Genomic DNA, 15,015 nt, shown 5'->3' with positions numbered 1-15,015 from the left:
GGTGGCGTCAGTCCGCCCGATCAGGGTTCTTTGCCGTGCGATGCGGCGAAAAATCAAGTCTCGACTTCGATTTGGCGACCCGCAACCTCCGCGACGAGATGCGGCAGGGTCTCGATCTCCAGCGTCTCCACGTCCCTCGGCTTGGGCGCTTCGCCCGACGTCGAAGGCATGACCGAGCGCCGGAAGCCGAGCTTCTCGGCTTCCTTGATGCGCTGTGCGGCGTGGCTCACCGGACGCACCGAGCCCGACAGGCTGATCTCGCCGAAATAGACGCAGTCGGACGGAAGCGGCCGACCCGACAGCGACGACACGAGCGCAGCCGCGACGGCGAGATCGGCCGCCGGCTCATGAATGCGATAGCCGCCCGCAACGTTGAGATAGACGTCGTGCTGGCCGAGACGCACGCCGCAATGGGCTTCCAGTACCGCGAGCACCATAGCAAGACGCGGCGCGTCCCAGCCCAGAACCGAGCGGCGCGGCGTGCCGAGCGGCGAGGGCGCGACCAGCGCCTGGATCTCCACCAGCACGGGGCGGGTGCCCTCCATGCCGGCGAAGACCGCCGCGCCCGGCGACTTGCCGTTGCGCTCGCCCAGAAACAGCTCGGACGGGTTCGGCACTTCTCGAAGGCCGCCGTCGCCCATCTCGAATACGCCGATCTCGTCGGTCGGGCCGAAGCGATTCTTCACCGTGCGCAGGATGCGATAGTGATGCCCGCCTTCGCCCTCGAAATAGAGAACGGCATCCACCATGTGCTCGACCACGCGAGGGCCGGCGATCTGGCCTTCCTTGGTGACATGGCCGACCAGGATCACCGTCGCGCCGCTCGACTTGGCATAGCGGATCAGCGCCTGCGCGCCGGAGCGCACCTGCGTCACCGTGCCCGGCGCGGATTCCGCCATGTCGGTCCAGACGGTCTGGATCGAATCGATAATGACGAGGTCGGGCCGCTTCTCCTGGCCGAGCGTCGCCAGGATGTCCTCGATATTGGTTTCGGCCAGCAGCATGACGCTGGTGTCGTCGGCTTTCAGGCGCTGGGCGCGCAGGCGCACCTGCGCCACCGCTTCTTCGCCCGAAACATAAACGACCCGGTGCCCGCCGCGCGCCAGAGCGGCCGCGGCCTGCATCAGGAGAGTCGATTTCCCGATGCCGGGATCGCCGCCGACCAGGAGCGCTGAGCCGCGCACGAAACCGCCGCCGGTCACCCGGTCGAGCTCGGGAATGCCCGAGACGATGCGCGGCGCTTCCTCCATTTCGCCCGACAGCGGCAGCAGCGCGGCCGGGCGGCCTTTGCGGCGCGACTTCAGCGGACCGCCGCCGATGCCGCCCGTGTCGTTCTCCTCGACGATCGTGTTCCACTCGCCGCAGGCCTCGCACTTGCCCATCCAGCGCGAATAGACCGAACCGCAATTCTGGCAGATGAAGGAGGTCTTGAGCTTCGCCATCCGGTCAGACCGCGAAGCGCTGGACGCGAGCGCCGAGCTGGGTCAGGAGTTCGTAGGAGATCGTGCCGCAGCGCCGCGCCACTTCGTCCAGCGGAATGGTCGGGCCGAAGACCTCCGCGACCTCGCCAGGCTGCACGGCGTCTTCCGGCAGATCGGTCACGTCGAGAAGCGTCATGTCCATGGAGATCCGTCCGAGAACCGGGGCGCGATGGCCGGCGATCGCCATGTCCGGCGCGGGCTCCTCAGTGCGCCAGGGGGTGACGCCGGAGGCCGTGCGAGGATAGCCGTCGGCATAACCGATGCCGACCGTCGCGATGCGGGTCGCACGGTCCAGCCGCGCCGTCGCGCCATAGCCTGCCGCCTCGCCGCGCGTCGCCGTGTGGACCTGCAGAACCCGGGCATGGAGCGTCGCGACCGGGCGCAGGGCGCCGGTCGGATCGAGCCGCGTTTCGCCGCCATAGAGCGCGATGCCCGGCCGCGTCAGATCGAAATGGAAGGGCGCGCCGAGGAACACGCCGCCGGAATTGGCCAGCGAACGCGCCGTGTGAGGAAACAGCGCCGCCAGCCGCTCAAAGCTTTGGCGCTGCTCCTCGTTCTGCCCCGACGTAGGATCGTCGGCGGAGGCGAGATGGCTCATGACCAAGGCCACGTCGAAGCCGCCCTGGCGCGCGACGGCGAGCGCCTTGCGCGCATCCGCCTCGTCCAATCCGAGCCTGTTCATGCCGGTTTCGAACTGGATCGCGGCCGGCGCGGGCAGGGCGCTGGCGCCGGCCTCCGCGAAGAGGCGCACGTCCTCTAGCGTCGAAAGCACGGGAATGAGCCGGAAGCGCCGGCACAGCTCGGCCGCTTCCGCGTCCATGCCTTGCAGCACGAAGATGCGGCAATTGGTGTTGGCCAGCGCTTCGCGCACCTGAACGCCCTCGCTGGCCCAGGCCACGAAGAACTCGCGGCAGCCCGCCGCGAACAGCGCCTTGGCGACCAGCGGCGCGCCGAGCCCGTAGCCGTCGGCCTTCACGGCCGCGCCGGTGCGCGCGCCGCCAGCGAGATTGGCGAGATGGCGCCAGTTGGATTTCAGCGCCCAGCCGTCGATCGTGACGAACGGGCCGCGACCGCTCAACGGAACGGCGGACAGAACGGGATGCATCATGGCTGTCAGTCTGGTCTGCTTGCTACTCGAACCGCTCGGGCAGATGGCTTTCCTCCGCCAGATCCGAGAAGCGGGTGAACTCCGCCTGGAAGGCGAGGGGAACGGTGCCGGTCGGGCCATGGCGCTGCTTGGCGATGATGACCTCGGCCTTGCCCCTGGCCTCGTTCATCTCCTGCTGCCACTTCATGTGATCGTCCGTGCCGGGCTTGGGCTCCTTGCTCTGAAGATAATATTCGTCGCGATAGACGAACATCACCACGTCCGCGTCCTGCTCGATCGAGCCCGATTCGCGAAGGTCGGAGAGCTGGGGCCGCTTGTCATCGCGCGATTCGACCTGACGCGAGAGCTGCGACAGGGCGAGGATCGGCACTTCCAGCTCTTTGGCTAGAGCCTTGAGGCCGGTGGTGATCTCGGTGATTTCCTGCACGCGGTTGCCGGACGTCTTGGCCGAACCCTGCATGAGCTGGACGTAGTCGATCACCATCACGTCGAGGCCGCGCTGGCGCTTGAGGCGCCGGGCGCGAGCCGCGAGCTGTGCGATCGAGATGCCACCCGTCTGGTCGATATAGAGCGGCGCCTTCTGCATCATCTCGGTGCAGGCGACGAGCTTGGAATATTCCGCGTCGGTGATGTTGCCGCGCCGGATCTTCGAGGAGGAGACTTCGCTCTGCTCCGAAATGATACGGGTCGCCAGCTGCTCGGCCGACATTTCCAGCGAGAAGAAGGCGACGACGCCGCCGTTCTTGGCCTTGTGCGAGCCGTCGGCCTGTTCGGCCGGCTCGTAGGCCGAGGCGATGTTGAAGGCGATGTTGGTGACGAGCGAGGTCTTGCCCATGGCCGGTCGCCCGGCCAGGATGATAAGGTCGGAGGGCTGCAGGCCGCCGAGGCGCTTGTCCATTTCGCGAATGCCGGTGGAAATGCCCGACAGGCCTCCGTCACGATCCTTGGCCGCGCCCGCCATCTCGATGGCTTGGGCCATGGCGTCGCCGAAGGACTGGAAGCCGCCGTCGTAGCGCCCGGTCTCGGCCAACTGATAGAGCGCGCGCTCGGCCTCCTCGATCTGCTTGCGCGGTTCGGCGTCCACCGGTGCGTCAAAGGCGACGTTCACCATCTCCTCGCCGATCGAGATCAGCGAGCGGCGGATGGCGAGATCGTATATGGCGCGGCCGTAGTCGGCCGTGTTGATGATGGTCGTGGCTTCGGAGGCGAGGCGCGCCACATATTGCGCCATGGTCATGTCGCCGACGCGGTCGTTGGCCGGAAGGAAGGTCTTGAGCGTGATCGGCGTCGCGACCTTGCCCATGCGGATCATCGTGCCCGCCTTGGAGAAGATCTCGCGGTGGATCGGCTCGAAGAAATGCTCGGGCCTCAGGAAGTCATGGACGATGTAATAGGCGTCGTTGTTGACCAGGATGGCGCCCAGGAGGGCCTGCTCCGCCTCGATGTTCGCGGGGGCTTCCCGATAGAGCGGCTGCTCCTCCTCGAACTTGCGCGCGGCTTCCGCCATTCTCTTGCACTCCATGCGTAGGGTAGGGAACCCTTCTACAGGAGATCGGCATCGAGGACCAATTTCGCGAGGCCCGGCGGAAAAGATTCACCGCGTCCCCACGCCGCACGCGGGGACAAGCGGTGGATAAGCTGTGAATTTCGCAAGCCTTCAGCCGGTGCGCTCCAGCGACGGCGCAAGGGCCACCGCGTCCCGCTCGCGCAGCCGCCGCTCGGCGTCCACCATGTAGTCCCGCGTGATGGGCAGGGCGTCGATCCGGCGCGTGATCTGGATCTGGAACACGGCCAGCCCCTGCCAGCGAAAGCCGACTTCGGAAATCGCGAGATAGAACTCCCACATGCGACAAAAACGTTCGTCGTAGAGCGCCCGCGCGCGGTCCCACTGCGCGACGAAGGCCAAGCGCCAGGCGCGGCAGGTCTCGGCGTAGTGGAGCCTCAGCACCTCGATATCGGTCGCGAAGAGACCCGCCCGCTCCAGTGACGGCGTGATCTCGGAGAGCGTGGGGATGTAGCCGCCGGGAAAGATGTAGCGGCTGATGAAGCTGTTGGTGTTTGCGGGCACGTCCAGCCGGCCGATAGTGTGCAGCAGCATGACCCCATCGGGCTTGAGCATGCGATGCGCCTGCCGAAAGAACGCGTCGTAGAAATCCCGTCCGACATGCTCGAACATGCCGACCGAGACGATCCGATCGAAACGCGCCTGGACATGGCGATAGTCCTGCATCTCGAACCAGACGCGATCGTCGATCCCGCCTTCCACCGCACGCCGCCTCGACCAGGACAGCTGCTCTTCCGAAAGGGTGATGCCCGTGACGCGCGCGTCGCCGACATCGGCGAGATACAGCGCCAGACCGCCCCAGCCGCTGCCGATGTCGAGAATGTCGAGATGCGGCCGGTCGAGCAGGAGCTTGGCGGCGATGTGGCGCTTCTTGGCGAGCTGCGCTTCGGCGAGCGACTGGTCCGGATGCTCGAAATAGGCGCAGGAATATTGCCGGTCGGGATCGAGAAAGAGCGAATAAAGCTCGGCCGACAGGTCGTAATGATGGGCGACGTTGTGACGGGCCCGCGCGGGGACGTTGTTCTGGACGACGCGGCGCCAGACGAGGCGCAGCCGCTCCCAGGCGCGCATCCAGACCTCGTTCGTGGGATCGGCCCCCGCGTTCTCCGAGACGAGGGTCAGGAGACCCATGATCCCGCCCTCGGTCATGTCGAGCTCGCCGTTCATGTAGCACTCGCCCAGCGTCAAGGCCGGGTTGTGCGCCAGCAGGCGCTCGGCGCGGCGAGAGTTGAGGCGCATGACCACCGGCGGGCCGCTGCCATCTCCGAACCGATGGCGCGTCCCGTCCACGGTTTGAAGCACGAGATCGCCCCTGCGAATGAGTCGACGCAGGAAAAGCGAGAGCAGAGGATACATGCGAATGCCTCCTGACCACCCGGCGGCCGTGTGGGCCGAATCGTGAATAGGATGACGCAACTCACAAAAAAGGGAAGGCGGACTGATGGTTTTCAGCCCGCCTTCCCTGAAATTTTTGACCCAGCGGAATGCCGCCGGGTCGATCGCTCAGCCGATCTTAAGGATCAGGCCTGCTCTTCTTCGGTCTCGCCTTCGGTCTCTTCGGCTTCGTCCTCGAGGAGTTCGTCCTCGTCGTTGCCGTAGATCGCCTCGGCCGAGGTCAGGAGCTCGCCGCGCGCCTGGCGCTCGGCTTCGTCCGGCGAGCGGGCGACGTTGACCTTGATCGCCGTGTCGACTTCCGGGTGAAGAACCAGCGAAACCGTGTGCAGGCCGATCGTCTTGATCGGCAGGTTCAGCTCGACCGCGTTGCGGTTCACGGCGAAGCCCTGGTCGCGCAGCAGGTCGGCGATGTCGCGCGCCGAGACCGAACCGTAGAGCTGGCCGGTTTCGCCGGCCGAGCGCACGATCACGAAGGTCTTGCCGTTGAGCGTGCCGGCGATGCCCTGGGCTTCGGTGCGGCGCTCTTCGTTGCGGGCGATGAGCGAGGCCTTCTGCGACTCGAACTTAGCGCGGTTCGCCTCGTTGGCGCGCAGCGCACGGCCGGTCGGGAGGAGGTAGTTGCGGGCGAAGCCGTCGCGGACGCGAACGGTGTCGCCGATGCCGCCTAGACGGTTGATGCGCTCGAGAAGAATGACGTCCATGGTCTTTTTCCTAAGGGTTAGCGGGGTTGGTTGGTGTCGGCCGCTTGGGCCGGCGATTTCGCGGTCTCGAACAAGCCGAGAGCCAGGAAGGCGAGAAGCGGGATCGATAGGAGTACGATCGCCGCATAGGCGGTGAAGAGCAGCAGACCGCGGGCCGCGCGGCCGCGCGAGCGACGATGCATGACGGCGAGGCCGACAAGCGTGAAGGCGCAGCCCAGCGCACCAGTGAACACGGCGCCCACCAGCGCCGCCGAGCCGCCGGTGAAGCAGAGCGCCAGCGCGAAGGCGAAGGCGAAGAGCGCCATGCGCGGCAGACCGGCGCTGGCCGGAATGTCGTCCTTGGGACGCGGCAGTCGTCCGCTGGCCCGCACGATCGCAGCCGACACGAAGAGGCAGACGACCAGCGTCAGCACCAGGAAGGCCGGTTGCGCATAGGGGATGACGTTGACGACGAAGCGCGCCAACTCCGCCAGCTGTTCGGGCGGCACGGAGGAAGCGGCCTCGCTCGACAGGGCCTGCGCGACGGCTGGCGCCAGATCGCTCGGGTCGTAGCCGATCAGCCAGCCCATCGCGAGGCAGCCCAGCGCCGCGAGAAGGCATGTCGCGAAGAGGATGCGCGACAGGGGAAACCAGAGGAGCGCCGGTCCCTTGTCCTTCCAGCCCGCCGGGGCCTCGATCGGCTGCGCCAGGCCGGCGATATGGCCGAGAATGGCGGCGGGGAGGCCGACGCTGAGGAGGATCGAGAGGCCGGCATAGACCGAGCCGAGCGCACCGGCGACCGCACCGAAGGCGGACAGCGCGGCGACGAAGCCAGCGGTGCTGCCCCAGCCGAGGCTGGCGATCAGGATCGGAACCGGTGCGACGAAGGCAAGCCCGACCGCGCTCAACGCATGGGTCACCAGGCCGGCGAACAGAAGGGCCGAGGCGAGGCCGGCCAGCAGTCCGATCAGGAGGGCTCTTGGATTCATCGACTTGGGTTCGCTGTCCTGCATCATGGCAGTTAGGGGCCATGCCTTCCGGCTGGGCCCCAACTCGGCTGATCGTCACGAACCGGAGGCGCCTAACGGAACCGGATCGTCGGGAGGCTTTGACGAAACGCCCGAAAGCGAGCGTTTCGTCAAAGCCTCGGCGCGCGGCGGACAGGCCGCCGCGCGCCGAATTCCAAGCCGAACCCCCGAGGGGTCTGAGCTTACTTCAGGACGTAGGGCAGGAGGCCCAGGAAGCGGGCGCGCTTGATGGCCTGGGCCAGGGCGCGCTGGTTCTTTTGGGAAACCGCCGTGATGCGGGACGGAACGATCTTGCCGCGCTCGGAGATGTAGCGCTGCAGGAGACGGACGTCCTTGTAGTCGATGTTCGGCGAATCGCTCGCCGCGAACGGGTCGGACTTGCGGCGGCGGTGGAAAGGACGCCGGGTCGGGAGCTGAGCCACGTCAACCATTATGCGGCCTCCTCGGTGCGGGGACGGCGCGGACGATCGTCGTCGTCACGGCGCGGACGGTCGTCGCGGTCGCGACGCGGGCGGTCGCCGCCGTCACGGTCCGAACGACGCGGACGGTCGTCGCGCTTCTGCATCATGGCCGAGGCCGTGTCTTCGTGCGCTTCGACACGCACGGTGAGGTAACGCAGGATGTCCTCGTTGAAGCGCATCTGGCGCTCCATCTCCTCGACGGCCGCCGACGGCGCGTCGATGTTCATCAGCGTGTAATAGGCCTTCCGGTTCTTCTTGATCCGGTAGGTGAGGGTCTTGAGACCCCAATTCTCGATCTTGCCGACCTTGCCGCCATTGGCCTCGATCACACCGCGGTACTGTTCCACGAGTGCGTCGACCTGCTGGCCGCTGATGTCCTGTCGGGCAAGGAATACGTGCTCGTAGAGCGCCATATCGTGTCGCCTTTCCTTCGGTTGCGATTGCGTCGAACCAGCGGCTAAGCCTCTGCGACTCTCCTGTTGGCCGGGTGGCCGAATGGGGAAAGGCGCGCTCTTAGAGACGGTCGAGAGCGGGGACACGGGAAGCGGATGCGCGAAGCATCCAACGGGCAAAAGCAAGCCGTCTTCCGTTCAGCCCCCGGCTGGTTCGGACAATACCGGGCGGCGCTTAGCCGATTTCGGAGGACTTGGCAAGGACGGCGCGCGAATCGGCCGGGCGTGGAGAGCGCCATTTCTCACCCCTTCGACCGGTAAAGGAGCGGTGTCTCGATGCGCCGCCTGCGCCCTTAAATCTCGCCTCAAACTTGACAGTCCGCGAGCCTGCCCCCATTCACCCCGAAAATTCAACCGCAAATGGGATGGCGATGTCGCTTGCCTTAGTGTTCCCCGGCCAGGGTAGCCAGACCGTCGGCATGGGCCGCGATCTAGCGGATGCCTTTCCCGAAAGCCGCCGCGTTTTCGAGGAGGTCGACGAAGCGCTCGGCGAGAAGCTCAGCGAGACGATCTGGAATGGACCCGAAGACAAGCTGACGCTGACGGCCAACGCCCAGCCCGCTCTCATGGCGGTCTCTGTCGCGGCCATGCGAGCCCTTGAGGCGTCCGGCTTCGATCTCGGCGCGCGCGCCTCCTTCGTCGCAGGTCATTCGCTGGGCGAATATTCCGCGCTTGCCGCCGCCGGTTCGCTGACCGTGGCCGACGCCGCGCGCCTTCTTCGCATCCGTGGCGAGGCCATGCAGGCTGCCGTCGCCCCAGGCGAAGGCGCGATGGCGGCTATTCTCGGGCTGGACGAGACGGCCCTGGCCGAGGTCTGTGTTGAGGCCGGGCAGGGCGGCGTCTGCCAGATCGCCAACGACAATGGCGGCGGGCAGATCGTCATTTCCGGCACCAAGGCCGCCGTCGAACGCGGCATGGCGCTATCGCTGGAAAAGGGCGCCAAGCGCGCCATTCCGCTTCCCGTTTCCGCGCCGTTCCACTCCATGCTGATGCAGCCCGCCGCCGATCGGATGCGCGAGGCTTTGGCTGAGGCGCGAATCGAGGCGCCGCGCGTGCCGCTCGTCGCCAATGTCCTGGCCTCGGCGATTTCCAACCCGAACGAAATCCGCGAGCGGCTGGTCGAGCAGGTCACGGGCCAGGTGCGATGGCGCGAAAGCATGACCTATCTCGCGGACGCAGAGGTCGATCTCCTGTTCGAGGTCGGCAATGGCAAGGTCTTGGCCGGGCTCGCCAAGCGCATCGACAAGCGCCTGTCGGCTGTCTCGATCGGCGCGCCGGCCGATGTCGAAGCCGCGCTCGCTAAGCTCGTCGCCGTTTAGGCCCAGCTTCCTTAAGCCACGTTTCTCGAGCCGCCCCGCCGGCTCCACTCGAAATCGAGGACGCATCCATGTTCGATCTCACCGGCCGCAAGGCTCTCGTCACCGGCGCCAGCGGCGGCTTGGGCGAGGCGATCGCCCGCGCGCTGCACGGCGCGGGCGCCAGCGTCGGCCTGCACGGGACGCGGCGCGAGAAGCTGGACGAGGTTGCCACCTCGCTCGGAGACCGGGTTCACGTCCTGCCGGCCGATCTCGGCGCGCGCGATGGGCAGGCGGGGCTGGCGGAAGCCGCCGATGCCGCGCTCGGCGGCGTCGACATTCTGGTCAACAATGCCGGCATCACCAAGGACGGCCTCTTCGTGCGCATGTCGGACGAGGACTGGGACCGGGTGATCGAGGTCGATCTCACCTCTGTCTTCCGCCTGACGCGCGCCTTGACGCACCAGATGATGCGCCGCCGCTACGGCCGCATCATCAACATTACCTCGATCGTCGGCGTCACCGGCAATCCCGGTCAGGCGAACTACTGCGCGGCCAAGGCCGGCATGATCGGCTTTTCCAAGTCGCTCGCGCAGGAAATCGCCTCGCGCAACGTGACGGTGAACTGCATCGCGCCCGGCTTCATTCAGAGCGCCATGACCGACAAGCTCAACGACAAGCAGAAGGAGGCGATCATGGGCGCCATTCCGATGCGTCGCATGGGCTCGGGCGAGGACATCGCCGCCGCCGCGCTCTATCTTGCGTCCGACCAGGCCGCCTATGTCACGGGGCAGACGCTGCACGTGAACGGCGGCATGGCGATGATCTGACCGTGCATTGGAGTCGGGGCGAACGCACACGTTGTTTGCAAACGGTTTCCAGCGTCCCAAGCGCCGGTCTCCCGCCTTGGATGGGGGGCGGCGCCGTGCTAAGCCGCCGAGGTGGGCGATCTCCGTCGTTCGGCATTTCGGGCGCGCCCGACTTGGGCGCGCTTCTTGATTAACCACACTCCGGCGTCTAACGAAGCGACGGAAGCCAATCCAACTGAGGAATGACTATGAGCGATACCGCTGAACGGGTTAAGAAGATCGTCGTCGAGCATCTCGGCGTCGAGCAGGAGAAGGTGACGGAAAACGCCTCCTTCATCGACGATCTCGGCGCCGACAGCCTCGACACGGTCGAGCTCGTCATGGCCTTCGAGGAAGAGTTCGGCGTCGAAATCCCGGACGACGCGGCCGAGACCATCCTGACGGTCGGCGACGCGGTGAAGTTCATCGAGAAGAACCAGGCCTAACGCTCGGGCGGATGCGTCCGCCGCTGCACATGAGTACGGAATGAGACGAGTCGTCATTACCGGCGTCGGTATGGTCAGCCCTCTCGGCGCCGGTGTCGAAGTCACTTGGAAACGTTTGATCGAAAGCCGCAGCGCGGCCGGTCGAATCGAAGGTTTCGAAGTGTCTGACCTGCCGTGTCAGATCGCCTGCCAGATCCCGAAAGGCGATGGCACCGAGGGCACCTTCAATCCAGATCTCTGGATGGAGCCCAAGGAGCAGCGCAAGGTCGACGATTTCATCGTGTACGCCGTGGCGGCCGCCTCCGAGGCGTTGGACGATGCCGACTGGCACCCCGAAACGGACGAGGATCAGTGCGCCACCGGCGTGATGATCGGCTCCGGCATCGGCGGTCTCCAGGGCATCGAGCGCAATGCGCTCCTTCTTGCGGAGAAGGGGCCGCGTCGCATCAGCCCCTTCTTCATTCCCGGCAGCCTCATCAATCTGGCGTCCGGCCACGTCTCCATCCGCAACAAGTTGCGCGGACCGAACCATTCCGTGGTCACCGCCTGTTCGACCGGCGCCCATGCGATCGGCGACGCCGCGCGCCTCATCATGCTCGGCGATGCCGACGTCATGGTCGCGGGCGGGGCCGAATCGCCGGTGGGCCGCTTGTCCATCGTCGGCTTCTCGGCCTGCCGGGCGCTCTCCACCAGCTACAACGACAACCCGACCGTCGCCTCGCGGCCCTACGACAAGGGTCGGGACGGCTTCGTCATGGGCGAGGGCGCGGGTATCGTCGTCCTCGAAGAGCTGGAACATGCCCAGGCGCGCGGCGCGCGCATCTATGCCGAGGTGATCGGCTACGGTCTGTCAGGTGACGCCCATCACATCACAGCCCCCGCCGAGAGCGGTGACGGCGCTTTCCGCTGCATGACCATGGCGTTGAAGCGCGCCGGCATCGCGCCTTCCGAGATCGACTATGTCAACGCGCACGGCACCTCGACGCCGCTCGGGGATGAGATCGAGCTGCGCGCGATCGAGCGCGTGCTGGGAGAGTCCGCGCCCAACGTGCTGATGTCCTCGACCAAATCATCCATTGGCCACCTCCTAGGTGCGGCTGGTTCGGTGGAGGCGATCTTCTGCGCGCTGGCGATCCGCGACAATGTCGCGCCGCCCACGCTCAATCTCGAAGATCCGTCGATGGAAACGCAGATCGACCTCGTGCCCAAGATCAAGCGCGAGAAGCAGATCGACGTGGCCCTTTCGAATTCCTTCGGATTCGGCGGCACCAACGCCTCGCTCGTCCTGCGCCGCTACAAGGCGTGAACGCGGGCGCTTCGTTCGAACCGGCTTTTGCCACATTCGAATGATGGTTCGGATGCTTTGCCGCGCGGGCCTTCGGCCTTCCGCTGGCCTGACCTATTCAGCGATCGAGGAGCGGGGCGCCGGGCGCCGCCGCGTCTCGTCCGGTCCAAGTCGAAGGGAACCTCATGATGACCGGTTCTGACGAATCCCTCCATGAGCGGCCTTCCCAGGCGGACGATACCGCCGCGAAGCGGCGCATCCGCTCCAAATCCGCCAAGAACAGCTTTGTCGCCTTTCTAAGCTTCTGCTTCAGTGGCGCCCTGGCGCTGGTTCTGGCAGCGGGTGCGGTCGTCTATTGGGGCAAGACGCAGTTCGACGGGCCGGGTCCGCTGCAGACGGAAGCGACCTTTCTCGTTCCCAAGGGCGGTGGTCTGGAAGGCATTTCCGCGGCGCTCGAGCGCAACGGCATCGTCAGCGACGCACGCATCTTCGAATACGGGACGCGCTTCGAGCGTGCCGCCGGCCAGCTCAAGGCCGGCGAATATGCGTTCGCGCCTGGCGCCAGCATGCGCGACGTGATGAACACGATCCGCTCTGGCAACTCGATCCTCCACGCGATCACCATTCCCGAAGGCTGGACCGTGGCGCAGATCTACGCGCGCCTTTCCGCCGACGAGGCGTTGGTGGGCGATCTGCCGCCCGAAGCGCCGGAAGGCTCGCTTCTGCCCGAAACCTACAAGTTCACGCGCGGCCTCAGCCGCGCCGAACTCGTGTCGCAGATGTCGGCGGCGCAGTCCAAGCTCGTGGCCGAGATCTGGAAGGGGCGGCAGGACGGGCTGCCGGTGTCCGACGTCGGCCAGTTCGTGACGCTCGCCTCGATCGTGGAAAAGGAAACCGGCATCGACGCCGAGCGACCCCATGTCGCCTCGGTCTTCGTCAACCGGCTGAAGAAGAACATGCGTCTTCAGTCCGACCCGACCATCATCTACGGGATCTGGGGCGGAGCGGGAAAGCCGTCGGACGAGCCGATCCGCCAGTCGCACATCGCCAGCGAGACGCCCTACAACACCTATGTCATTCGCGGCCTGCCACCCGGCCCGATCGCCAATCCCGGCCGCGCGGCGTTGGAAGCCGTGGCGCATCCGCTCGCCACGGACGATCTCTATTTCGTCGCGGACGGCACCGGGGGGCACGCCTTCTCGCGCACGCTGGACGAGCACAACAACAACGTGCGGCGCCTGCGCGACATTGAACGCCGCGCCGCCGCCAGCCGTGGCCAACCGGCGCCACCGGAAGCGGCGGTCGAATGAGGCGACTTTCGCGTCTCGCCCCCTTCGAGCTTGAGAGGACATCCCACAATGCCCGTCAGTAGCATGACGGGCTTTGCCCGTTTCGAGGGACAGGCCGACGACGCGGCCTTCGTCTGGGAGCTGCGCTCGGTCAACGGCAAGGGTCTGGAGACGCGGCTGCGCCTGCCGCAGGGTTTTGAGAGCCTGGAGGCGGAGGCCCGAAAGCGTCTCGGCGCCCGGCTGTCTCGCGGCAATCTGCAGGTCTCGCTGACGCTGGACCGGCCGGAGAACCTCTCCAACTTCAGTATCAACCAGGCCTTCCTGAACGAACTGCTTCGCCTTTCGGACGAGTTGGTACAGGCCGGCCGTGCCGCGCCGCCGCGCGCCGACGGCTTGCTGGCGCTGCGCGGCGTGATCGAGGTGTCGGACGAGGCGCACACGGCGGACTGGTTTACCCAGCGCGCGCCGGCCATTCTGGACGGGCTCGATGCCGCGATCGACGCGTTGGTCGCGGCCCGGCAGAGCGAAGGCGCGGCCCTGCGCGCCATTCTTGAGGCGCGGGTCGACGAGATCGAGACGCTGGCGCAGGCTGCAAGTGATGATCCCGCTCGCTCGCTGACAGCGATCCAGGCGCGACTGCGCCGGCAGGTCACGGACTTGCTGGGCACCGAGACGGGGCTCGACCCCGCGCGGCTTCATCAGGAGGCGGCGGTGATCGCGGCCAAGGCCGATATCCAGGAAGAGCTCGACCGGCTGAACGCTCATATCGTCGCCGCGCGTGCGCTTCTTGGCGAAGGCGGCGCCGTCGGTCGTCGTCTCGATTTCCTGTCGCAGGAATTTAACCGGGAATCGAATACGATCTGCTCCAAGTCTCATGCGGCCTCGCTGACCGCCATCGGTCTGCAGCTCAAGGTCGTCGTCGATCAGTTTCGCGAACAGGTTCAGAATCTAGAATGAAGCCTCTCTTGGATGTCGAAACGAATCCGCCGATCGCGCGACGGGGGCTGATGTTGGTGATTTCCTCGCCGTCCGGCGCCGGGAAGTCCACGATCGCGCGCAATCTCCTCGAACTCGACAAGAAGTTCTCGCTCTCGATCAGCGTAACCACGCGCAAGCGGCGGCCGAGCGAGATCGACGGCGTGCATTACCACTTCATCACGGTGGAGGAGTTCGAGCGGCTGCGCTCGTCCGATGCGCTTCTAGAATGGGCCGAAGTGCATGGCAATTTCTACGGCACGCCGCGCGCGGCGGCCGAGCAGGCGATGCGCGAGGGGCGGGACATGCTCTTCGACATCGACTGGCAGGGCGCATTGCAGCTTCAGGAGCAGGCCAAGACCGACATCGTCTCGATCTTCATTCTGCCGCCCTCCATGGACGAGCTCGCCCAGCGCCTGACGCGCCGGGCCGAGGACTCCAAGGACACGATCGCCATGCGGCTGAAGAACGCCCGCATCGAGATCGAGCGCTGGCGGGACTACGAATATGTGGTGATCAACGACGATCTCGACCGCGCCTTCTCGGCGGTCCTTTCGATCGTCAATGCCGAACGGCTGCGGCGCGATCGGCGGCCTGGCCTGTTCGACTTCACCACACAGCTTCTGGATGAAGCGGCGAAGGCGTCGGAACGCTAAGGGTTCGGCTTCGCGCTCAATGGACTGACGGCGCCTTCGGGCGCCGTTTTCG

At 66.2% G+C, this 15,015-nt stretch carries 15 protein-coding genes; 7 read left to right on the top strand and 8 right to left on the bottom strand.

Annotated features, from left to right (window positions below):
- Nucleotides 1-53: 53 nt before the first annotated feature.
- The 8 genes from radA to rpsF form a co-directional block, all read right to left on the bottom strand.
- Nucleotides 54-1,442: a DNA repair protein RadA gene (radA, locus tag M673_RS12775; protein ID WP_061976407.1), complete on the bottom strand. Its 1,389-nt coding sequence runs from the start codon at nt 1,440-1,442 to the stop codon at nt 54-56.
- A 4-nt stretch (nt 1,443-1,446) separates the two neighbouring features.
- A complete protein-coding gene (gene alr, locus M673_RS12770; RefSeq protein ID WP_061976406.1) occupies nt 1,447-2,589 on the bottom strand; it encodes an alanine racemase in 1,143 nt (380 codons plus the stop codon).
- Between the two features lie 22 nt (nt 2,590-2,611).
- Nucleotides 2,612-4,096 carry a replicative DNA helicase gene (locus M673_RS12765; protein WP_061976405.1) on the bottom strand — a complete coding sequence of 495 codons (1,485 nt, stop codon included), beginning with the start codon at nt 4,094-4,096 and terminating at the stop codon, nt 2,612-2,614.
- A gap of 150 nt (nt 4,097-4,246) precedes the next feature.
- Nucleotides 4,247-5,509, bottom strand: a complete 1,263-nt coding sequence (locus M673_RS12760) for an SAM-dependent methyltransferase (protein ID WP_061976404.1) — start codon at nt 5,507-5,509, stop codon at nt 4,247-4,249.
- Between the two features lie 164 nt (nt 5,510-5,673).
- Complete coding sequence (rplI, locus tag M673_RS12755) at nt 5,674-6,249, bottom strand: 50S ribosomal protein L9 (protein WP_061976403.1); 576 nt, start codon at nt 6,247-6,249, stop codon at nt 5,674-5,676.
- A gap of 17 nt (nt 6,250-6,266) precedes the next feature.
- Nucleotides 6,267-7,217, bottom strand: a complete 951-nt coding sequence (locus M673_RS12750; RefSeq protein WP_061977831.1) for a hypothetical protein — start codon at nt 7,215-7,217, stop codon at nt 6,267-6,269.
- Nucleotides 7,218-7,438: 221 nt separating this feature from the next.
- Nucleotides 7,439-7,687: a 30S ribosomal protein S18 gene (rpsR, locus tag M673_RS12745; protein WP_061976402.1), complete on the bottom strand. Its 249-nt coding sequence runs from the start codon at nt 7,685-7,687 to the stop codon at nt 7,439-7,441.
- Nucleotides 7,687-8,130 carry a 30S ribosomal protein S6 gene (gene rpsF / locus M673_RS12740; RefSeq protein WP_061976401.1) on the bottom strand — a complete coding sequence of 148 codons (444 nt, stop codon included), beginning with the start codon at nt 8,128-8,130 and terminating at the stop codon, nt 7,687-7,689. Before rpsF ends, rpsR begins: the two co-directional genes overlap by 1 nt.
- Before the next feature lie 410 nt (nt 8,131-8,540).
- Here rpsF and fabD point away from each other — a divergent pair, with 410 nt between their 5' ends.
- The 7 genes from fabD to gmk all read left to right on the top strand — a co-directional run bounded on the left by fabD (nt 8,541) and on the right by gmk (nt 14,963).
- Nucleotides 8,541-9,488, top strand: a complete 948-nt coding sequence (fabD, locus tag M673_RS12735) for an ACP S-malonyltransferase (RefSeq protein ID WP_061977830.1) — start codon at nt 8,541-8,543, stop codon at nt 9,486-9,488.
- Between the two features lie 68 nt (nt 9,489-9,556).
- A complete protein-coding gene (fabG, locus tag M673_RS12730) occupies nt 9,557-10,294 on the top strand; it encodes a 3-oxoacyl-[acyl-carrier-protein] reductase (protein ID WP_061976400.1) in 738 nt (245 codons plus the stop codon).
- Nucleotides 10,295-10,521: 227 nt separating this feature from the next.
- Nucleotides 10,522-10,758, top strand: a complete 237-nt coding sequence (locus tag M673_RS12725) for an acyl carrier protein (RefSeq protein ID WP_026358398.1) — start codon at nt 10,522-10,524, stop codon at nt 10,756-10,758.
- A 40-nt stretch (nt 10,759-10,798) separates the two neighbouring features.
- Nucleotides 10,799-12,064, top strand: a complete 1,266-nt coding sequence (fabF, locus tag M673_RS12720; protein WP_061976399.1) for a beta-ketoacyl-ACP synthase II — start codon at nt 10,799-10,801, stop codon at nt 12,062-12,064.
- A gap of 164 nt (nt 12,065-12,228) precedes the next feature.
- Nucleotides 12,229-13,353, top strand: a complete 1,125-nt coding sequence (gene mltG / locus M673_RS12715; protein WP_061976398.1) for an endolytic transglycosylase MltG — start codon at nt 12,229-12,231, stop codon at nt 13,351-13,353.
- 48 nt (nt 13,354-13,401) lie between these two features.
- The gene (locus M673_RS12710; RefSeq protein ID WP_061976397.1) at nt 13,402-14,289 is read left to right on the top strand and encodes a YicC/YloC family endoribonuclease; all 888 of its coding nucleotides are present in this window, start codon (nt 13,402-13,404) and stop codon (nt 14,287-14,289) included.
- Nucleotides 14,286-14,963 (top strand): guanylate kinase, encoded by a 678-nt coding sequence (gene gmk / locus M673_RS12705; RefSeq protein ID WP_061976396.1) that lies wholly within the window; start codon nt 14,286-14,288, stop codon nt 14,961-14,963. The genes M673_RS12710 and gmk overlap by 4 nt, the downstream gene beginning before the upstream one ends.
- The last annotated feature ends 52 nt before the right edge of the window (nt 14,964-15,015 follow it).

It is taken from the genome of Aureimonas sp. AU20 (assembly GCF_001442755.1).
In the GTDB taxonomy this organism is placed as follows: Bacteria; Pseudomonadota; Alphaproteobacteria; order Rhizobiales; family Rhizobiaceae; genus Aureimonas.
The sequence above is the reverse complement of the archived record's forward strand: the minus strand, read 5'-3'. Positions and strand labels throughout refer to the sequence as shown.